This window comes from Psychrobacter sp. T6-6 (genome assembly GCF_052258185.1).
Lineage (GTDB): Bacteria > Pseudomonadota > Gammaproteobacteria > Pseudomonadales > Moraxellaceae > Psychrobacter.
In genome coordinates this window covers 1-22,966 of the sequence record NZ_JBQQEX010000011.1, presented here as the reverse complement: position 1 = coordinate 22,966, position 22,966 = coordinate 1, and the positions used below count along the sequence as shown (strand labels likewise).

The window sequence follows — 22,966 nt, the reverse complement described above, 5'->3', positions numbered from 1 at the left end:
GGTAAATAGGACACTCGTAAGGTCGATTTCTATAATCAACAGTCTTATAGACGAATAGGATATTCATCGCTGATAAGAGCGATATGTGGGCCAATAAGTGGCACTTATACCCGAGGGCTTCGCTCCTTTTTTAAATTCAATCAACGATCATCTACAATTCGATTTATGCAACTCTATAATGAAGGACATGACAGTGAAAGACAGCGTGCTAAAAGAAGAGACGGAAACAAGCTCAAAAGTACTAAAGAAAAAAGCGCATATCATCAATGCTGCATTGATTGTCTTTTCGCAAGAAGGACTAAATGGCGCGCGAATGGAGAGGATTGCTGAAGAAGCTGATATTTCTAAATCGAATATATTTTATTACTTCAAAAACAAAGAGGTTCTTTATATTGCTGCTCTAGAAACGGTGCTCAGTGAGTGGTTGTCCCCTTTAAGCAATATCAACATCAACCAAGATCCAAGAGATGCACTAACAACTTATATTGAAGAAAAATACAAGATTTCAAAGAAGTCACCTGCAGCATCGAGACTATATGCATTAGAGATCATGCAAGGAGCACCTCACTTAATGGGGGTGCTGAAGGGACCTTTAAGATATTTGGTTCGAGAAAAGGTGGCAGTGATTGATGGGTGGATTGCAGATGAGAAGATTAAATCTGTTTCTGCTATTCATTTGATTTTTCATATTTGGGCAGTTACCCAGCACTACTCTGACTTTTCCACCCAAATTGAAGCGGTCTGTAGTCATAGCTTAAGAAACAAAAAATTCGCTAATGAGGCATTAAGTACGAGTATTCAACTGCTCGTAGACAGTTTGATTCCGTAATCGTGAGCGCATCATTTAACAGCAGTAATGAATCAAATCAGATTTAGAGATTTTTTGTACTTTTAACTCATACTTACCATACATAAGAAGCGCAGGGCATCATGTGATGACCTGCGCTTTTTGACAGTAAAACTGTGTGACAAATACAACTGCTACTTAGACCACAGTGTTTTTAAATAGTATTTTTAAACAGAGTCTCTAAACTGTAGATAGGCAGTGGTTATCGCCCCAGCATCCTCGATCTGCGGATAATGACCCAACATAGGCATTTCGGTGACATTAGCATTTGGAATCAACGTACGATAATGATCCATCATGTGTTGACCTGATATCGGATCTTTAGCGCCAGCGATCAACTTAACCGGTATCGTACTCTTTATAATGGCACCTACCCAGCGCTTACGATATTGCTTACGCTGCGGCATATAGTTAATGAGCTTGTGCATCACTGCCAAACCCTCATTGTGAGTTAGTAGCTGCCATAAAGTATCGATGACATCCGGTGTAGGTGGCGTGCTGGGCCCAAAGACACGCTGCAGACTGCGCGCAAACTTCTGCTTAGTGATCAGTTTGGTTACCAAAGGACCTAATGGCGAGATCAATAGTTTTTGAATTAAGATCGGTTTGTGCGTTTCAGGGAACAGGCCACCGTTTAAAAAGCAAACGCTACCAATATAAAACTCATTATCAGTATGTACTTGCCTTGATAGCAGTTCTTGAGCCACAGTATCGCCATAGTCATGCGCCAATATATGATAGTCACTGACGCCGCATTGGCGCAAGACAGCCTGACAAATATCAGCTTGCTCACTGATTAAATAGCGAGCATTCTTTGGTTTATCTGACAACCCAAACCCTAGCATGTCGAGTGTGATGACATAGTAGCGCTCAGTGAGCGCATTCCACATCCCTTCCCAGTCCCAGCTTGCACTAGGATAACCATGAATCAGTAGCAATGCAGGCGCGCTTTTGTCCCCTGCATGCCGTATAAAAATCTGCTGACCATCAACAGTCAAATACGCTCCCTGTCGTTGCCATTCGTCCAAGGTCATCATTACTGGCTTACTCCTCAAATGATGGGTCAGTGCGACGTAGTTTTCTTAACAGTGCAGGCCATGCGATATCACCATTTGCGCCTCTCGTGACTTCCTCGGATGCCGCTTGAATACCTGCCAATATTTGAGCTGGTATCGGTGTCAATGCACCGCCCCCGCTCTGCGCTTTTATCTGAATCTCGCAAGCGCGTTGCATGATATACATATACAAAAACGCATTGGCCACGGTATCGGCACACGTCAGCAGACCATGATTACGTAAAATCATAAAGTGAGCGTCACCTAAATCAGCGACCAAACGAACTTTTTCTTCTGGGTTGAGCGCGACGCCTTCGTAGCCGTGGTACGCTAGATTAGACAAAGGAAATAGCGATTGTTGGGAGATGGGTAATAAGCCTTGCTCTTGTGCAGATACGGCAACACCGTCGTTTGTGTGCAAATGAATCACGCAGTGGGCATCGTCACGAGCTTCGTGCACCGCACTATGGATGATAAACCCTGCTGGATTGACATCGAATTCTGATGGCGCTAATTTTTCGCCAGCTTTGTTTACTTTGACTAGGCTAGAAGCGGTAATCTCTTCAAATAACATTCCGTACGGATTGATCAAGAATTCGTCTTCAGTACCCGGAACGCGGGCTGAGATATGCGTGAATACCAAATCATCCCAGCCATAAGAGGCAATGATGCGATAACAAGCTGCAAGATTGACGCGCATCTCCCACTCTTGCTCGCTCATGTTTTGGTGTACACTCGAGGTTGAATGCGTTTGTGTGGTGGTGTCCATAGCTGTTTGCATTGTATAGTCCTTTACAATTGTAGATATCCTGAAACATCACTCTACACTATTTTGTAACCCCAAATCTGTCAAAAACATTACACTTATGAATATCACTCATCATCTAGATAATGACCCTTGGTTTACTCACTTGTCAGCCGAAATCCAGACACAACTGGCACATAGCGCTGTGCTCAAAACGTATCAAAAAAACCAGATGATTCATGCGGTTGGTGATAATGATGATGCGGCCTTACACTTAGTTCTAGGAGGGACGATCAGGGTCTGTAATGTAAGCGCTAGCGGAAACGCCATGACCCTTACCCATCTGTCTAGTGGCGATTGGTTTGGTGAGATATCTATCATAGATGACAACCCTCGTACCCATGATGCGTGGACTACAAACAAGGTTACTTTACTGTCCATCCCTAGAAAGTCAGTGATCCACACCGCTGAGCAGCACCCAATTTTATACAAGCATCTCGCGCTCATTACCTGCGGGCGGATACGTAGAGCCTTTGACTGGATTGATAATGCGACCTCGCTAAATACATCCGCAAGACTAGCTAGTATGCTCATCGGGCTGATTGGCACTTATGGCAAGCAGGTAGGCGCTGATATAAAAATAGATCTACGCTTGTCGCAAGAGGAGCTTGGCTTCATGCTCGGTACCACCCGACAAACCATCAATAAAATCATTCAATCGTGGCAAAAACAGACCATCATCAATATGCACTATGGCTTTATTACCATAAAGAACAAGCCCCAGCTAATGGCTATGATGAACCCAGAATAATTTGAGTATGCTATAGCATCTATCAGTGAACGTCTTAACACACGTCTAAACGAACCATTCAACCTCTCTTCTATTGGCATAAGTATCAGAGATACCACCTTAACACCTTCTTAACAGCCCGTTTGGTATGGTAAGGAATGACGTTTCCTACCATTTTGTTGAGAAGTTCTTGTATGTCAATACCTCAAGCCGTCAAAATAAATACGCCCACAGCTTGTGGAAAAACCCATTTCCTAAGTCAGCTATATCATCGTGAAGTCAATCTCAGTTATCTTCTGATTACCACTGCCTTGTATTTGGTCGCGACTGCTAATACTGGATTTTTCGAGCAGGTGCTAAATGTCTATCCATTTAGCAAAAACATAGGTTTTATACTGTCTATTACGGGTGTGCTATTTGGACTGATGTGGCTGGTATTACAGCTGCTTTGCTATCGCCAGATTGCCAAGCCAGTGTTGATAACGCTGCTGATTACTGCCGCCATCTGTGGTTATTTTACTGATGCTTACGGAACGATATTTGACACCAATATGCTAATCAATAGCATGGAGACCGATCAAGCAGAAGCGATGGGATTGTTCACACCCAGTCTGGTGATTCGAGTGCTGATATTGGGGGTGTTGCCAGCGTTTATTATTAGCAAAATTCGCTTAAAGCGCTTTACCTGGCAACTCAGCATTCTACAAAAAACAGTTACGCTGATATTATCTATCGCAGTCATCGCCGCTTGTCTCTTACCCTTTGGTGATCAGTACGCCAGCTTCTTTCGTCAGCATAAAGAAGTGCGCTCTTATGCCAACCCGATTACGCCTATTTACTCAATGTTAAAACTTGGCGAAAACTATATTAAAGAGCTGCGCCGTCCTGATACTTTCACGCTGCATGCGACAGATGCAAGGCGGTTAACCCCTGACAACAGCATTGCAAAACCCAAACTGATGGTGTTTGTGGTTGGCGAAACTGCTCGAGCGGATCACTTTGGTTTAAATGGCTATACACGCAACACCACGCCGCTGCTCTCAAAGCAATCAAACCTTTATAGTTTTAAAAACGCGGTCTCTTGCGGCACATCGACCGCCTATTCCGTACCCTGTATGTTCAGTTATACCAATCGAGAAAACTACGACGTAGATACCGCTAAGTATAACGAAAACGTACTCGATACACTCAGCAAGCAAGGGATCAATGTCGTGTGGCGAGACAATAACTCTAGCTCTAAAGGTGTGGCTGATCGTGTGACTTTTGAGGACTACAAGACGGCTGATACCAATCCAAATTGTGATATTGAATGCCGAGATATTGGTATGCTTGATAGTTTTGATACACTGGTTAAGTCAGGCAGCTCACAGAAAGAGATGCCTAAAGACACGCTTATTTTGTTGCACCAAATGGGCAATCATGGCCCTGCTTATTACCAGCGTTATCCTAAAGAATTTGAAACCTATAGACCTGTCTGTATGACCAATGAGCTGTCGAAATGTGATGCCCAGTCTGTAATAAATGGCTATGATAACGCCATTCGCTACACTGATTATTTCTTGAATAACGTGATTGATACCTTAAAACCTTATGAACAAGATTATGATGTCGTCATGGTCTATATGAGTGACCATGGAGAAAGTTTGGGTGAAAATAATATTTACTTGCATGGTCTGCCTTATACATTTGCACCAGATACCCAAAAACATGTTCCTGCGGTAATTTGGTCACCGGACAGTAATAACATCGATGCAGATAGTCTCTCTAGTATGAGCAGTCAGCCGGTATCACATGATTTTATTACGCCGACGTTGCTGAGCTTTTTTGGCATTACAACCAATGAGGTCAAAGGTGCACCAACCTTTTTTAACGTGCATCACTAACCTGTTTTTATATTGCGTTATCCTTTAAGCAACCACTATTTCTTAGGTCAGCATTATGTATAAGATACTCGTTATTGAAGACAATCCCGATATTGTCGCCAACATTTATGCGTTTTTTGAGCCCAAAGGCTTTGAGCTGGACAACGCACATCACGGCTATAGTGGGCTCACACTCGCCTCAAGCAATCATTATGACGTGATATTGCTCGATGTGATGCTACCAGGTATGAATGGCACGCAATTATGCAAAAAGCTCAGAGAAGAATTGCACGATAAGACACCAGTGCTGATGCTCACTGCGCGCGATACGCTTTTAGATAAAGTAGCAGGATTTGATAGCGGTGCTGATGATTATTTGGTCAAGCCTTTTTCGTTGATTGAGCTAGAATGTCGTATAAAAGCGCTCATACGTCGTCATGAGGATGATCATTTTGTACACAGTATCGCCGTGGGTGCGCTATCATTGAATAACAGCGAGCATACTATTATACGCGAAGGAAAATCCATTAGGCTCACACCAACTGGATTTAAAATACTGCATATCCTAATGAGTGCCGCACCGAGAGTCGTCAGCAAATACGAGATTGAAGAAAAAGTATGGGGGCAAGACATCCCAAGTAGTGATGCGCTACGCACCCATATGCATAGCGTGCGAGCGCAGGTCGATAAACCATTCGATAAACCTATGATTATCACCCTGCCTGGTGTAGGTTATCAGGTGATAGATCCCACTTAACTTCGAAAGCGCTCGTGCTCATTGAAGATATATCTTGTGCCACAAACCCTTACCCCCTATCGTTACTATACCGCTTTACTATATAAGTGCCTCTATGCTCAACATACACTCAATCGCCAATAAGTTTCGCTTCTCTTATTTTATATTTGCCTTACTACTATGCAGCGCTTTTGTCAGCATTTTTTTGTATGCAGAAAGCAGAATAGAGCGAGAATTGGTCAAAGCACGTCTATTGCAACAGCTGGAGATGAGTCAAGAAAAACATGGCGATCAGCCTATTTATACGGCTGACCCAGGCATTAAAATTTACCGCTATGATTATGCACCAGTCAGTCTGCAAGCCTCTGCGAATGACACCGTGCAAGAAACTGACGTTACTCTTAATAAAAGCACTGTTAACAAAGGCACTGAGCAGAAGCGCACCCATCTACACTTTTTTGCGTATGAGCAAGGCGATCAAGCATATATTTTGACCTACATAGAAGGGGTTGAGATAGTGATGAGTCACTACCCTGTGTTAGAAATCTTTGAAAACTTAGAAGATATTTTTGCGGACACGCTCAAAGTGGCCGTAATACTGAGTTTACTTATCGCAGCTATATTCTCTCATCTGTCCTCCAAACAGATCATCAAGCCCCTACTCGATCTAAAACAAGCGGTTGAGAGCGATCATAAAAACTTAACGGAACTCACACACTTGCCTTCTGAAGTCGGGGTGTTGGCGCGAGCGATCGATGAAAAAAACCAAAAACTCGAGCAATATCTAGAACGCGAGCAACTGTTTACAGGGGATGTCAGTCACGAGCTGCGCACGCCTTTGACCATCATTATGGGTGCCTCTGAGGTGCTAGCGTCGCAACTCCCAACAGACAGCCATCTAACCGAGTTTACCAATCGTATTGGTGATACCGCGCATGAGACTTCTGAGACTATCACAGCCTTGCTATTACTCTCGCGCGCGCCTGAAAAGCTTGATGCACCGCAAACATCCATCAATAGCATTGTCTTAGCCGAGGTGCAGCGATTGACCTATTTGCTACGCTACAAGACTGTCACGTGTCAGGTAATCGCTGAGCAAGAATATAGTGCCTATGTGCGTCCTGAGCTATTAAAAATGGCATTGGGTAATTTGATAAAAAATGCGTTTCAGTATACCGATGATGGCGAAGTCATCATCACTATCGATGACGAAAAAATTATGGTCACTGATACGGGTCTTGGTATTCCTGAGGCGATGATGCCTCTACTCTACGAGCGATTTGAGCGATTGACTCATGACTATCAAGACGAGGGTAAAGGCACAGCCTTGTCACCGAAGCATGATATCAATCACAAGGTTGAAGGCTCAGGTTTGGGACTAAGCATTGTACAACGCATCATGTCTCATATGGGCTGGCAGCTAACCCATCAAGCCAATCATTCAGGCGGTAGCACTTTTAGTATTTATTACAAGTAGCACATGTTATAGCGCCAAAAAGCCTCATCTAAAAAATACGCTCTTCTCTATTTAATGTTCATTACCACGTATCCCAGCCTCTTTGTAGTCTCTTAACACTTTCTTAATCTCTCTCGTCTTATACTCAAGCTATATCGACTTTACCTGACTGTTTTTTTTGGTCGTGCAAAGCCGAGAGTGCACCTTGATATTAATAGATCATTAAGAATTCTATATGAATAAAATTACTCCTATTAATCTTGAAAACAAGCCAGCCGAGCATTGCTCTATCAAGCAGGTAGCACATCACAGTGCGCTCACGCCTAATAGCTTTGCAGAGAGCGCAAAAGGCAAAACGGGCTTTTATCGCATTGTAAAAGCTGCTGGCTATTCAATAGACGGCTTTAAAGCAGCTTACAAATTTGAGGCGGCTTTTAGACAAGTCGTGTGGCTCAATATTGCCCTATTTACTGCTGTCATTATTGTGCCTTTTTCAATTGGTATAAAAATGATGCTGGTAGTTGCTTCTTTTTTATCTTTGATTGTTGAGCTGCTAAACACGGGTATCGAAGCGTGCGTCGACCATACATCGACAGCCAAACACCCACTTGCCAAGATAGCAAAAGATGTCGGCTCGGCGGCGCAGTTCTTGTCGCTGTGTCTTTTAACTGCTTTATGGACAATGGCATTATCAGTCTTATGTTAATAAAGCATGATAAATACCTAGATAGCAGCACTGTAGATCGCAAAACCTATGCCACATGAGACATCAATAACCAGACGAAACATCATTAAATAGTCATGCTGCAATCTATCATTATCTGACATACGTTACAGAGGTATCTATGACTGTAGAAGACCACTCAACAGCCTGGCTCTGGCTAAAATTAATGTGCGTAACCATCATTGCTACAATAATGTTTGAACATAGCCAGTTGGACCTACGCATCAGTGAGCTATTTTATAACAATGGACACTGGCTACTAGAAAAGGGCGCGCAGCCTTATGCTTTTATCTTTTATGATTTACCCAAAGCTCTATTAATTCTACTGGCAGTCTACCTCATAGTAGTGCTAATCATTAAGTATAGACAGCCTTTGCCCGACCTTGCCTCGCAGTATCGCCATAAGTTCGATAGATTTCTGCTACCGCTACCCGTTCGGGAGATTGGCTACTTACTGATTATAATGGTAATTGTACCGGCTACCATTGCCACGCTCAAAGGCTTTACCCATGTGAGCTGTCCAAACGACTTGGTATCATTTAACGGTGATCTGCCCTACCTTAACCTGTGGCAAAACATCGTGGCTGCGACTCCTGCCAGATGTTTCCCAGCGGCTCACGCCAGCGCAGGTTTTTCTTTATATGGATTGGCGTTTTTACCATCGTTATACACATACCGTGACCGTATATTTACGATAGTGACGGGACTAGGTTGGACGATGGGACTGTATAAGATGCTCTTTGGCGACCATTTCTTTAGTCATACCTTAGTCTCGATGCTGCTATCGCTGACCATAGCCTGTGCGCTCGCTACTCTATTGTTTAGAGACACTATCATCAATAGCGTCAGTAGCGCCAAAGGTAGCAATAGCAAACATACTGATAGACGTCTGTCTACTCTCGAAATACCGAACAACTAAAATAAATCTTTGGCTTTAAGTATAAGCGGATATAACCTCTATATATTTATCAAAATAATATGACTCATCATCTAAAAATACTGTATAAATAATGAAGAGCAATTGGTTGGTCACTGTTTAGCACTATGGATAGTGCTTTTTGATGACATGCTTTATATATTACCCACAAAGGAATGTAGCCATGCACTTCTTATGCATTGAACAAAAAACCCAGTATGTCTACTATTTATCGATTGTGCCATTACTTCTTGTCAGTACTATAAGTGACAGTCATGCCGCTACTTACTCTATTAATCCCACCAGTACGCACATAAAGTTTGCCATTGAACGTTTCAAAAACTCTGCCACCGCTGGCGGATTTTATAATATTAGCGGTCAACTACAATATGATCCAGATTTAAGAGCTGGCGACATCTCATTAATCATACCGATAGACTCTCTAAATACGGGCAATACCTCTTTTAATAAAAGCTTAATAGGCCCTGATTTCTTTGATGCAAAAATGCATCCTTCAGCGCGCTTTAAATCAACAAAATGGTACTTTAATAAGGCTAAGAAACCACAGGTAACACGAGTAGATGGCTATCTTACATTGCATGGTGAGACGCATCCTATTAGCCTGACGGCCACCAAGTTTGAATGTGGCACAAGTGTTGGTTTCAAACAGGAAATTTGCGGTGGTAACTTTACCGCGATGATTGATCGCACAAAGTGGGATATAAACAAATTTGCATGGTTTGGACTGACTAAAAATCTACAGTTAAACATCAAAGTGGAAGCGGCCAGACAGTAGCCGTTTTAATGCTACGACAGTCCCTTTTGAAAGTATCGGCTTTTATTGCTTTGCTCAATTTTAATAGAGATGACTAGTAACTATCAGGCATTTTGCTAGAAGGGAATATAGATGAGTTATAAGGATATTATAAAGACGCTTTGTAGAGCTATGCCAGTTGCGTCATTTTCTGCAGTAGTGGCGTTAACATCAGGGCTGAGCGTACTTGCTACCGCTGCAATGGCAGAGACGGTCAGCCTGCCAATGGACACTTTGCCTAGCAGAATAACCCTGCCAAATGTCAGTAATGTCAGTCCAGCCAATAGTCCTCTTGCCAACCGCGGCGCTTATGTGGCACGCAGCGCTGACTGTATGGCTTGTCACCGTGAAGACTATAGTGGCGGTGTACCGATTGAGACGCCGATTGGTAATATCTATTCGACCAATATCACACCATCGATGCGCTATGGTATTGGCAATTATACCGAGGCTGATTTTAAAAAGGCCTTGCGCAAAGGACGTGCGCCAAATCATCAGATCTATCCTGCGATGCCCTATCCGTCCTATCATGGCATGACAGATGATGATATCAGTGCCTTATTTGCTTATTTTCAGACCGTCCCTGTGGTAGACAAGCCCCCTGAAAAAACCACATACCTGCCTTTTCCATTAAATATCCGTAGCTTGATGCTGGCATGGAATGTCATCAACGTTCCCTCTACCGAAAACCGCGCAGGACTCACGCAAACCCAGCAACGCGGTGAATATCTGGTCAATAATTTAGAGCATTGCGGCACCTGTCATACGCCGCGCAATCTAACCCAAGGCCTTGATAAAGACCGCTACTTATCCGGCGCACCCCTTGGTAAATGGTTTGCACCAAATATCACCCCTGACAACGACACTGGTATTGGGCGCTGGAGCGAAATGGATATCGTGACTTACCTGCGTACAGGAACGCTTGATAAGCGCGCTTATGCGGGCGGACCGATGGCGGAAGCCGTGGCACATAGCACGCGCTATCTCACTGATGAAGATCTGATCGCGATGGCATCTTATCTAAAAGTCGTCCCAGCCCTTAAGACCGATGACTATCTCATACCAGTCAATGTGTCTCGCCTACCGCAGCCAGTCAGCGACTCCATTACTTATGACTTGCTGGAGCAAAAAGACTATCTGGCGCAGGCTAAAACGAATACTGTCAGTCATGCTAATGCTAACAGCGCCAACAAGAGCGGTCTGAACAGCAGCTCACCAAAAGACTTATATTTAGCACATTGTGCCAGCTGTCACGGCGTCGATGGTTACGCTCAGCCTGATGCGCGCTATGCCTCTATCGTTGGTCTCAGTAGCATTCGCCGCGTAAAACCTGATGCGCTCGTTGGCGTGATTGCCTTTGGGGCAAAAGGGGCATTTAACACTGCACCGAAAATGCCGGGCTTTTCAAAAGATTTGAGCCCTGCACAGATTGCGAGCATCACTAACTATGTGCGCGTCACCTTTGGTGGTTTACCCAACAGCGATGTTAGCGCCGCCGACGTCACACGCGTGATAAAAGCAAAAAGCTAGCCCTAAGAATTGGCATTAGAAACAACTATAAAAAATGTGCTCTAATCTTTGCCCTTTATCATATGGCAAAGACCAGCACGATAAGGATAAACCCATGAATGACCTGCTCCAATCTCCCACACGGCGACAACTACTCTCGATGATCGGCAAGACCGCAGGCGCGACCGCGATGTATCAAGCGATGACCACGTTGGGGTTTGCATCCGAGTCGAGCTTTAAAGAAGAGATGAATCTGAAAGGCGCACCAGCTGGTACCAGTATCGTTATTTTGGGTGCAGGATTGGGCGGACTGACTGCCGCTTATGAGCTACGTAAAGCAGGCTACAAAGTCACTGTGCTTGAGTATCAAAACCGTGGCGGCGGACGTAGTTGGACGCTCAATAGCGGTGATAAATATACAGAGCTGGGCGGCGCTGAGGTCACGTGCGACTTTAAAAAAGGCAATTACTTTAATGGTGGGCCATGGCGATTGCCCATCCATCACTACGCGGTCTTTCATTACTGCAAAAAGTTTGGCGTCGCATTGCAACCCTTTATCCAAACCAATGATCGTGCTTATCTACATCGTACCAATCACTTCAATGGTGCACCGCAGCGCTTGGGTGAAGTGCAAAACGATATCCGTGGTTATGTATCCGAGTTATTATCCAAAGCCGTCAATAAAGGCAGTCTTGACAGTACGGTTGATAAAGAGGACAAAGAAAAACTACTCGAAGGTCTAAAGGGTTGGGGTGTTCTGGATAACAATTATCGCTATGTCAAAAGCCATGAAACGGGCAAGCATCGCGGCTATAGTGTGTATCCGGGCGGTGGATTGATGCCTGATGCCAAGCCATCAACGCCGATACCAATGGACAAGCTAATAGACTCAGGCATGTGGTCAGACATTTATAGCAACTATACTGTCCATGTGCATCAACCAACGATGTTTCAGCCTGTCGGCGGTATGGGGAAAATCGGTGATGCGTTTACGCGTGAGTGCCGAGATATGATTACTTTTAATGCCAAAGTCACCAAAATCAATCAAGACGAGACGGGCGTCAGCGTCGAATATGTCGATAGCGATAGCGATAGCGATAGCCCTAATAGTGCTGCCAAAACCGTGCGAGCAGATTGGTGCATTTGTACGATTCCGTTGTCCATACTGACTCAAATTGACATCAATGTGGCCGCACCCATGAAGCAAGCCATGGCAGCTGTCCCTTATGACAGCTCGTATAAAGTCGGTTTAGAATTCAAACGGCGCTTTTGGGAAGAAGATGAATGGATCTATGGTGGCATCACTTATACTGATCTGCCGATTACCCAAATCTCCTACCCTTCACAAGATATGTTTAGCACAGGCTCAGGTGTGTTGCTTGGCGCTTATGGATTTGGCGAGACTTCGTATAAGTTTAACTCCTTGACGCCCAAAGAGCGTATCAACGCGGCGCTCGCCTATGGCAAACAGATTCATCCGCAATATACCAAGGAGTTCCGCTCGGGCACATCCGTCGCATGGCACCGTATCCCTTGGTCGCTTGGCTGTTATGGTATCTGGAGCGAGTCGAGTCGTGAGCAGTATTACGAGACCCTCTGCGAGATTGATCACCGCATCGTACTGGCAGGTGAGCATTGTTCGCACATTCCTGCGTGGCAAGAAGGCGCGATATTATCTGGTATGGATGCCGCCAAACGCTTGCATCAAAAGGCCAAGAAACTTGGCTAAACTACTTTGTATAACCAGTCTGGCGCTGAATTAAGGATGATAACAATGAGACTAGGCACATTAGGGACAATCATGAATATAATGACAGCAAACCCGACAAAATCGTCTAGCTCAGGCAAGGCCGTAATAAAGCTCATAGTTGGCGGGTCGATCGCGTTGCTAACATTGTCAGGCTGTAGTCAGAATAGAACACAAGATGTAGCCACTATCGCCAATCCACAGACGACGCCTGTGATATCTAACAGCAGTTTTGACAATCAGGCCAGTCGCAATCAAGGCGCATGGGGCGGCGTATACATGTCCAAAAGTGAGTTGGCTGAACCCACTAGTAATATCGTCGATGTGCGCTCGATACCCAAAATGAGCGATGATGCCAGCATGCAGCAGTGGCTCGCCAAGTTTGAAGGCAGCACACAAGGTAAAACGGGATTTGCTACAACCAACGGTAAGAAACTCTATGACGACTCTTGTGCAGGTTGTCATATGCAAAAAGGTGACGGCGCGCAAGGCGCTGGTTACTATCCGCCACTGACCAATAACAGTAAGATGGAATCAAAGTACTATATTATTAGCGTAATCATTAACGGCCTGCGCGGTATGCCGTCGTTTCACAGCATGATGAATGATGCGCAAATAGCTGCCGTCACACAATACGTGCATAGCGATCTCAATAACTTCACGGATACGGTCACAACGGATAATGTCGCACAATTACGCCATGACTTTCCACCAGGATCGGACCCGAGTGAGTAAGCAACTGAACAAGCAACTGAGTAAGGAGGGCTAGCCAGTTATTAAAGTATGCTATTTCGTAGACAACACTCAAAAAAACGCCACTGGATTTGATCCAATGGCGTTTTGTAGAAGATAAAAGTCAAACCCCGTACTAGTTGAATAGACCTATATAATAATATTGGTCGTAATATCAGTCTGAATCAACAGATCGTGCGTTCCATTGGTATCCGAGAAGCTATAAACATCGTAGCTAATACCATCCTGCGACACAGTAGTATTTGTATCCGTCCATTCATCGGTCAACGATACGCTATCAGAACTATCACCATTGATAATCAAATCTTTGTTAGTAAGTACCGTATCATTGATAATATCAAGCACATCATTGGTGGATAGATTGGTAAGCGCTTGAGCGCCATTACCTATCAGATTAATGGTTTCAATACTCTCAAACTTAGTTGAATCAAAAGTACCGAAGTCGATTGTCGTTCCTGCTACGTTAATGAGCAAAGTGTCGTCGTCATCACCACCATTGATGAGTAGGTCATCAGCGTCAAACACTATCGTATCATTACCCGCTCCGGCATCAATCGTATCTGCGCCTGCACCGCCGTTAATTGTATCATTGCCAATGCCGCCATTAATTATGTCGTTACCAGCATCGCCATTCAGGACATCGTTACCTGCGCCACCACTGATAGTATCATTACCGATGCCACCGTTAATGGTATCGTTACCGGCATTGCCAGTTAAAGTATCATTGCCAGCATCACCATTAAAAATATCGTTTCCACTACCACCGACAAACAAATCATCGCCTGCGCCACCAGTATATTTAAGCGCAGACGTCTGGTTTACTGAAATTAAAGCATCATCGTCAGGGGTGCCATTGAATACTAAAGTAGGCGCTACATCGATATTAATGGTACCTGGGTCTGTGACAAAAGTATCCCCATTGCCCGTTTCAACTGTTTCTAATGTAATGGTTAAAGGACCAACATAAGATGTCGCCGATTGTACACGCAAATTGTTAATACTTTCATAAGGTACTCCTTCGATAACGTAGGTTTGTATACTGGCATTCCACGTTACGTTCAATGGCGCGCCATCTCTGGTTGTTACCTGTAGTACATCGCCATATAGATTGTCACCAGTCACAATGATATTAACGGTTTCACTGCCGTCAATATCTTCCATTGCAGCATTTAAGTTGAGCGTCGTCCACTTACCTTGGAAACCAACTAAGGTAGATGGATTGAATACGATTTCATCGGCCACAGGTGTCACATCTAAGGTCACTACAAGCGGGGTACTGGCCAAACCACTGTCACTGATGACGCTGACTTCAATACCTGAAACCGTGCCACTGACATTCTCAGGCGCTTGAATAAAGATATTATCCATCTCACCTACTTCACCACGATTAATGTTATTTAGCTGACTGGCATTGATTGACCATGAGTTATTGTTGTTACCACCTGAGATGCCATTGTTACTGGCTAGAACTGTGTCTCCTGAGGTGTTGATGTAATACACCAGATAACCATTAGGCACATCGTCTAAAGTGATCGCTGCTGCATCGTCTCCTTCATCTACTGGATTGATCTGATAAGGTATGGCTATGAGTGTATCCTCATCCCCCGTTGCAGTAACCATTAAATCATCATCATCTCTATCCAAAATAGCCAATGCATCTGGTTGTGCAGCAACTGCGATATCGTAACTGTGCTGATATGTCAATGTCACGCTATCATCACCACTGATCTCATCGACTTCATTTTGTGCTGCGTATACATTCACTACTGCCGTGCCATCTTCATTTTCGGCAGGGGTATAATTGACCGTGATCGTGTCAGCAGGGTTGATACCATCGATATCACTGTCTGTATCTGCAACATCAACGACGTAGTAAGTACCAGCAGGAATATCGCCCACTTCACCATCGGCCAACGTGATAGGTACTAGAGGGTTGTTACTACTATCAGTCAGCACACCAGCACCACCATTAACATCGGTCAAACCACTCTCATCGAGTTGTAGATAAAGCCTACCATCAACCAGAGAAACATAGTCTCCATCCGCACTATTGGTTAAGTTTATATTGATGGCGATAGGAGTATCCTCATTAACGGCCAATGCTGTGGTCTGACCATCGTTGTCGAAAGGATCAGTGACTGGTGTTATCTCTACATTAACGTCATCGATTCTCAAATTATCTTCTAAACCTTGGTCGTTCAGCGCAGTGAATTCAACATTAAAACTGAGCTCTTGACCAACATTAGCCTCATTGGTACTAAAGTTTTCAGGTGGTGTCAAAACAACATTACCTAGCGCTTGATTAGGTGTTAGCTCCTCGCTATCTTCAACGCTGATAATCCACTGACCTGCGACTTGCTGCACACTTACGTCTGGATTACTACTACTCAACACTGTCCCTTCAGGTAGGTCGGTTAGTAAGAAGCTATAAGCACTAACTACATTTGTATCGCTCAACTCAGCATTTACTAAACTAGACAATAAAATAGCAGAATCTTCTGACTGAGGCGTAGGAGTGACATTGAGCGTATCAATCAAATCAACGGGGGCAGGATTACCGCCATTTCCATCTCTTGTTAAGGTAATAGGGAATATACCTACAACCGTCGCTTCACTACCATCGATACCCTCGCCATTGATATCCTGTGTGACACCTACTACAGTGACATTAAAGCTGTCTGCAGGAATATCGTTAGTGTTTGGGTTGCGAGCCAATACCAGTGTATATTCTGGCGCTGAGTCTGTAATGGCCGTATCTGGTACGTCGACATACCAGGTAGTGCCCGCTAAGATACCGCCTTGTACAACAATACCATCAGGGACGTCGCGAACCTCTAAACGAGTAAAAGACTCAGTCCCATCTTGGTCAGGTGAGGATATGGCGATAATCGCTGATGCCGTATCATCTGTACCATTATTATTGATGCTGTTGTCTGTCACATCTACGCTTATTGTTGGCATGTCAGTCACTGCTTGGAACGTCACGTTTACATTAGCCGTTCCTGTTAATGATTGACTGCTAATCGTAGCGTCGTCCGCGAGTGATGCGGTATCTGTATAAGTGTACTCAAACGGCAATGTGACATTGTCATCGCTATGGCGCTTGGTCTCATCGTACCTAATCTCAATCGTTTGATTGGGACCATATGAATACGTTTCATTTTCATTCAGAGGCACTTCGACACCATCGACACGTAGTGATAAGTCCCGAATTATCAAGTCGTCAGCTTTGATTGTTATGGTCTCAAGTGACTCATATCCAATATCGCTATTGCTTGGCACCACTGTATCGTCACTCACAAATGACGCAAGGAAATCGACAGTCGTCCACTCATCTTCAACCGCTAACACTTGCGGGTTGTTGACTACCCCATCAGCAGCATCAGGCGTAATTAATACAGAGACAACTTTAGCGTCATGAGTCGTACTATTGCCAGACACCACTTCCGTCGTCGTTCCTGTAATGGTCAGCTCGATATCACCAGCAAAGTTTTCAGGCGTTGTCAGTTTTGCTGAGCCGTCTTTGAGAGCGTCTAAAGATACAGACCAGCTACGAGTACCTTCACTTTCACTACCGCCTAAGAACACTGCTCCCGTGATGCCAAATCCTATAGGCACGCCTGTCACCTTGTAAGTGACCTGCTCTGCTGCTGGACTACCAGTATCATAAGCGGCAATATTGGCAGTATCAGCAAAGAACGCTGACAACGATATGCTGTCATTGCCAGCGCCTTCGATACCAACATACGTATAATCTTTGGTGACAGACTGCTCATTGATATCCACTATCGTTGCAGTCTCAGTTGCTAGGTTGTCATTTACAATAAGATCTGCTAGGCCAACGACACTAATAGGCAAGTTCAATGTTGCGCTAGAAGCACTGATGTTTCCATCGCTCTCTCTACTGACTGCTGATACTTGGAGATTGGCTTTGCCGCTATAGTTTTCAGCTGGTACAAAGTATAAATCGCTCACTGTATTGGTGTAATTAGCTATGGTTACTGAGCCCCCAGTAGTATCCAACAGCGTCAGTGTTCCATCGTTATCGGCATATAACTGAGCGCCTAGCGGAATGTCTGTAATAGTGACGTCATAAGATTCTGATCCATCATCGTCACGTGAGCTTGGGCGGATGTTCAAAGGAATACCATCGGTAGGAACAACAACTGCAACTGATGACCCATCACGATTATTACCACCGCTAATTGCCTGATCCTCTAAACCTGTGGCAGGATCGACTCCTAGCGTAACTTGGTCAGCAACACCTGCAACTGTGAAAGTTAAGTAACTCTCACCACTCGTTACTGGCTCGACACTAGTATCTGTATCTTCATCATAGTCGATAGTCACAGCTTCTACTTTGACTGCTGTCTCAGCAGTAGCCGATACCGAAGTGACTGTATAATCGCTATAGTCTTGCGGTGGGGTCACAGTAACCGTATTCAGATAAGCGGCTGGGATATCGACACCCGTCCCATTATCTGTAAGCGACAAGGTATTACTACCGTTGTTATAGGTAAATACGGCGCCTTCGATGGCAGTAAACACACCATTGTCTCTACTACCAAACGTCAGATGAGCATAAGTCTGCTCAGAATCATTGAGGGCAGTAGTATGGCTTTCTTCTCCAAAATCAACCGTATCATCTTGGTTTGACCAGTTATCGAGTAATCTGAATGTACCGTCAACACCAAGGTCAAATGCAGCGTCTTCTTGCGCTACAGCGGTGTAAGTGTAGTCTGGATTAATGGTTAAGTCAGGCGTACCATCACCATCAATATCACTACCCACAACTTCGGCTACAGGCGTGATGTTAATCGTTTGGGTTAATGTGGTTGTTTCACTGATAGCAACGGCTACATCTCCATCATCATCCAAATCTGCACTGGTTACTTCAAAGTCGATATCAGTATCTGTTGAAGACTGCGCAGGTGGCGTAAGCGACAAGCTACCCAAGTCAGAGGTGTCGGTAATAACAATCACCGTACCGCCACTCGCGCCTACTGTATCGGTGGTACCATCGTTATATGTCCAACCTTCCGGCAAAATAAACCGAATTGCAGTGATGATTTCGGCAACAGCTGAGCTGCCGTCTTGGTCATCAAGTACTGCAAAATTAAACTCATCAAGTGTGAAGGATGTGTCTTCAGTTGTACTAACATCATTCGCTACTACTTGACCAGCAACAGGTGCCACGGTCAGATTAACGTTAACAGTATCGATTAGCTCAACCGTTTTATTTCTTGGAGATGAGTCAGTATCGTGGTCTTGGGTAAATAACGACACGGTAATATTACTCATATCTTGTGAGTTATATTCAGCTGATGTGATGCTAATTTGCGGCTCTGAGCCACCATTGACTCTCAAACTAGTAGATGTCGGTGCGGCAGCATTAACACCAATCAATACCTGACCGTTGGTATCAACAGTATACTCGGTCACCCTACTACTACCAGCAGGTATAAATGAGACAACAGCATCTGGCTGTAATCCGCTAATTACGAAACCATAGGTCTCTAGACTTCCACCTCTACCCACTAAGTCACCAAAATTGGTGGTGATTGGTAAATCAACAGATTCGCCTTCATTTACAGTGACCGTTAAGGTATCTCCCGTCACTTCATTCTGGTCATAGCCAAAGGTACTATAGTCAATACTATTATCATCATTAGGGTTATTATTCGCAGCATTATTATCTTCAGTATCCGTCACAGCTTGGACTTCAATATCAATAGTAATGGTACTCTCTGCACCATCAACATCAGAACCATTTACTTGTGCAATATCGCCATTTTCATCCACTTCATATTCGGTCACTGACATCTCAAAAGAGATATCGGTGGCATCGTCGGCAGGTGGCGTTAGTGTCATCGCTTCAAATTCAGCACTGGTCATGGCGATGGTTGGTGTGCCTGCATTATTGATTATTTGGTCATTAGTCAAATAATCACTCAATAGTATGGTGATGTCAGCACCAGTTGATGCATAAGTATTACCCCCGTAGTTTAGGATTGCACCATCTGGTATATCCGCTAAGGTAATCAAGCCAATACGTTCAGGGTTGTCAGTAGCATTCCCTATGCCATCTAAATCCGCATCATCACTAATAACAGGTGCTTGCAAACCTAAGCTAGCGGTAGTGTTATCTTCGTCAGTTGATAATGCAATATCATCACCAATATCTGGTGCATCTGATACTGGATTGACGGTGATCGTCAGTGTCTCTGTCCCGCTTTCTGGAGTTGCGGCATTAGGACCATTATTGACAGCAATAGTGACCACTGGTACGGTGCCACTAAAGTTTTCAGCAGGATCAAAGGTATAGCTGCCATCAGTGTTTATTGTCAGCTCACCAATGATAGAGCCGTCTATAGTGACGCTAGTAGCATCACCTACGTTGAATGTCCCCATCATACCAGCAACGGTATAACTATCGACAGTTAGCTCTGTATTGGCATCAGCATCTGCAGTATCGTTTGCAAAAATACCATTGGCAGCCGCCACTGATAATACTGTATCTTCATCGGTACTATCAGTATCATCTACAAGCGCGATACTATCATCAGTACCTGTAATGGTCACTTCAATGTAGCGAATCTCGCTGGTACTGATTTCGTTACCATTAACAGCATTGGTGATACCTTCATTATCATTGACTTGTACGGCATAACGAATGGTGATGGTTTCCCCTTCAGGAAGGAAATCAATGACGTCCGCCTCAGCGTTAATACTCCAGCTACCCTCTTCAAAACTGCCTGCATTATTATCTGCTTCAAATATACTTGATAAGGCTGCTTTTTGAACATCTGTTAATGGATTGGCATTGGTAAAGGTTGTGTTGTTTGAGTCATAGACATAGATGTTTTCTGCCGCGATTTCACTAATCGTCGGCTCATCACTGTCATCAGTATCCGCAAAGCTAAGGGTACCCGTTCGAATGATAGCAGTACCATCAGCCTGCTCGGTTATTGCTGCAGCAGTTTCGATGATGTTGTTACCGTTCGCAACGTTAGTGATGACAGGTCTATCGTTAGTACCATTGATAGTCACAGTCAAAGTGGTCGTACTGGTATCACCATCAGCATCTGTGATGGTGTAGTTGAAGGTTTCGGTTAAAGGTTCATCATCGACAGCAAGATATTGTACTGCATCGTTATCAAGATCGTAACTGTAACTGCCATCTGCATTGAGCGAAAGCACACCATAGTCACCTTGTGTACTTCCACCTACTGTACCCGTCACCGTGGTAGATGTAACTGATTCTATCGCCGTGACAAGTGTTGCGTCTGCCCCTAAACTGTCGGCGACATCTGTTGCAGCGGCACCTGTAGCCGTGAGCACGTTACCTGTTACTTTGTCTATTTCTTCAGTAAGACTATTAGTATCTGGATTGGCAGTAGGCGCGGTATCAATGATACGAATATCTAACGTGTCAGATGAAGTCCCACCTGCACTATTGGTGAGATTGACAGTAAACTGGTCTAATACATTGTCACCAGCGGTGTTGTGCATTTCAGCACTGCCATCTTCGGTATATGCATAAGTGAGCGAGCCTGTGGCCGAGTTGTAATTCGTAATAACCAGTTGGCCTTCGCTACCATTTATAATCACAGGATTAGCAGCGGTGGCTGTGGTCACATCGACACTGTTGATAGTCAGCGCTGCGACACTTTGCGGGTTAGTGATATCGATAGCGCCAGTCACATTGTTACCTGTGCCTTCAACCACGCTGTTATCTTGTGGTGTTGTGGCTGCATCTGTATCTTCAATAGTGACGGTTGGCGCTATATCATTGTCAGTAATGGCGGTGGTAACACTTGCTTGCGTGCTATCAATACTGGCATTGAGTGATGGATTAGATAAAGCGATAGTATAGTTCTCAGAATTTTCAAACAGGGTGTCGTCAGTAATAGCAACCGTAACTGTTTTGGTTACCTCCCCTGCTGCAAAAGTTAATGTCCCTGAGTTCGCACCATAATCAGTCCCAGCAGTGGCCGTTCCATTGCTCGTCGCATAGTCAACAGTCACAGCGGTTGATGACGGGTTGGTTAAGCTAACGGTATAAGTGACCGTACCAGCAGCTTCATTAACGGCGATCGCACCATCAATTGAAATAATAGGCGCAGCATCGTTGTCAATGATGGTACCAGTTGCTGTGCTTGGCGTGACCTGATCAGTTGCACTTGCCGTAAGCGTAATGGTTTCATTCGGCTCATCAATATTGTCATCCACAGTAGGCACACGTACGATTATGCCATTCGTGCTGTTAGCTGGAACATCGACACTAAAAGTGCCATCTACAGCAACAGTGACTGTGCTAAAGGTGCTACCACCATCTAGGCTTACTTCGACAGGCGTATTCGTGTCCGTGCCAAGTACCGCTGTACCATTCGCTAACGTCAGCGCTACTGTTGTATCAGACTCAGATAGGTTGCTCAAATCAACGGTGAACTCAAGAGTATTCCCCTCAACCACACTGTCTCTAGTGACAATTGCAGTCGGCTTATCACCTGCTTGAGGTGTACCGTCTACCGCATCTTCGTCTAAAATAGTGCCAGTCGCAACAGCACTATCAATGTCTGCATTATCAGCACTAGTGACCACAAAGCTGAGCTGCTCACTGCTCTCAAAGATATCATCATTATTAGTAGTGACAATAATAGCAGGTGCTGTTTGGCTTCCTGCAGGAACTTTGAGCTCAAGTATAGTACTACCATCTAAAACTTCTGCTATGACCGTAGCATCGGTAATAACCACTTGATCACCAGTCGCATTGATATAGATAATCGAAGCAATATCTGCCGCTTCTACGTCACTACTTGGATCAACTGTCACTTGCACTGTAGTGTCAAAATTACTTTCACTGTCTTGCTCAACCGTAAAGCTCAAGACATTGTCTACCCCTTCAATCGATTGCGCGTCAGTGGCAGCAATGCTAACGCTCGGTTTGTCGCCCTCGTTGACGGTGCCGTCTGCTGCATTTTCATCGAAGATGGTGGCGACATCAGTGGC

The 22,966-nt window shown here is 44.5% G+C and carries 14 protein-coding genes; 11 read left to right on the top strand and 3 right to left on the bottom strand.

Going from position 1 to position 22,966, the window contains the following annotated elements; all coding sequences use genetic code 11:
- Positions 1–193 precede the first annotated feature (193 nt).
- The gene (locus ACTXGL_RS12675; RefSeq protein WP_443527105.1) at positions 194–829 is read left to right on the top strand and encodes a TetR family transcriptional regulator C-terminal domain-containing protein; all 636 of its coding nucleotides are present in this window, start codon (positions 194–196) and stop codon (positions 827–829) included.
- Between the two features lie 185 nt (positions 830–1,014).
- On the opposite strand, the gene ACTXGL_RS12670 is transcribed toward ACTXGL_RS12675, so the two are convergent.
- Positions 1,015–1,884: an alpha/beta fold hydrolase gene (locus ACTXGL_RS12670; protein WP_443527104.1), complete on the bottom strand. Its 870-nt coding sequence runs from the start codon at positions 1,882–1,884 to the stop codon at positions 1,015–1,017.
- A 7-nt stretch (positions 1,885–1,891) separates the two neighbouring features.
- Positions 1,892–2,683, bottom strand: coding sequence for a class II aldolase/adducin family protein (locus tag ACTXGL_RS12665; RefSeq protein WP_443527103.1), 792 nt, complete (start codon positions 2,681–2,683; stop codon positions 1,892–1,894).
- An 85-nt stretch (positions 2,684–2,768) separates the two neighbouring features.
- Here ACTXGL_RS12665 and ACTXGL_RS12660 point away from each other — a divergent pair, with 85 nt between their 5' ends.
- The 10 genes from ACTXGL_RS12660 to ACTXGL_RS12615 all read left to right on the top strand — a co-directional run bounded on the left by ACTXGL_RS12660 (position 2,769) and on the right by ACTXGL_RS12615 (position 13,936).
- Positions 2,769–3,458, top strand: a complete 690-nt coding sequence (locus ACTXGL_RS12660; RefSeq protein ID WP_443527102.1) for a Crp/Fnr family transcriptional regulator — start codon at positions 2,769–2,771, stop codon at positions 3,456–3,458.
- 173 nt (positions 3,459–3,631) lie between these two features.
- Positions 3,632–5,320 carry a phosphoethanolamine transferase gene (locus tag ACTXGL_RS12655; protein ID WP_443527101.1) on the top strand — a complete coding sequence of 563 codons (1,689 nt, stop codon included), beginning with the start codon at positions 3,632–3,634 and terminating at the stop codon, positions 5,318–5,320.
- A 55-nt stretch (positions 5,321–5,375) separates the two neighbouring features.
- Positions 5,376–6,056: a response regulator transcription factor gene (locus ACTXGL_RS12650; protein ID WP_443527100.1), complete on the top strand. Its 681-nt coding sequence runs from the start codon at positions 5,376–5,378 to the stop codon at positions 6,054–6,056.
- 94 nt (positions 6,057–6,150) lie between these two features.
- Complete coding sequence (locus ACTXGL_RS12645; protein ID WP_443527099.1) at positions 6,151–7,512, top strand: sensor histidine kinase; 1,362 nt, start codon at positions 6,151–6,153, stop codon at positions 7,510–7,512.
- A 223-nt stretch (positions 7,513–7,735) separates the two neighbouring features.
- A complete protein-coding gene (locus ACTXGL_RS12640; protein ID WP_443527141.1) occupies positions 7,736–8,197 on the top strand; it encodes a diacylglycerol kinase in 462 nt (153 codons plus the stop codon).
- Between the two features lie 211 nt (positions 8,198–8,408).
- Entirely contained in the window at positions 8,409–9,134 is a 726-nt protein-coding gene (locus ACTXGL_RS12635; RefSeq protein ID WP_443527098.1) for a PAP2 family lipid A phosphatase, read from the top strand.
- Positions 9,135–9,315: 181 nt separating this feature from the next.
- Complete coding sequence (locus tag ACTXGL_RS12630) at positions 9,316–9,927, top strand: YceI family protein (protein WP_443527097.1); 612 nt, start codon at positions 9,316–9,318, stop codon at positions 9,925–9,927.
- Positions 9,928–10,038: 111 nt separating this feature from the next.
- The gene (locus ACTXGL_RS12625; protein WP_443527096.1) at positions 10,039–11,475 is read left to right on the top strand and encodes a c-type cytochrome; all 1,437 of its coding nucleotides are present in this window, start codon (positions 10,039–10,041) and stop codon (positions 11,473–11,475) included.
- A gap of 94 nt (positions 11,476–11,569) precedes the next feature.
- Entirely contained in the window at positions 11,570–13,183 is a 1,614-nt protein-coding gene (locus tag ACTXGL_RS12620) for a flavin monoamine oxidase family protein (RefSeq protein ID WP_443527095.1), read from the top strand.
- A gap of 72 nt (positions 13,184–13,255) precedes the next feature.
- Complete coding sequence (locus ACTXGL_RS12615; RefSeq protein WP_443527094.1) at positions 13,256–13,936, top strand: c-type cytochrome; 681 nt, start codon at positions 13,256–13,258, stop codon at positions 13,934–13,936.
- 147 nt (positions 13,937–14,083) lie between these two features.
- Here the strand turns inward: ACTXGL_RS12615 and ACTXGL_RS12610 are convergent, their stop codons facing one another.
- Positions 14,084–22,843 (bottom strand): Calx-beta domain-containing protein, encoded by an 8,760-nt coding sequence (locus tag ACTXGL_RS12610; protein ID WP_443527093.1) that lies wholly within the window; start codon positions 22,841–22,843, stop codon positions 14,084–14,086.
- Between the last annotated feature and the right edge of the window lie 123 nt (positions 22,844–22,966).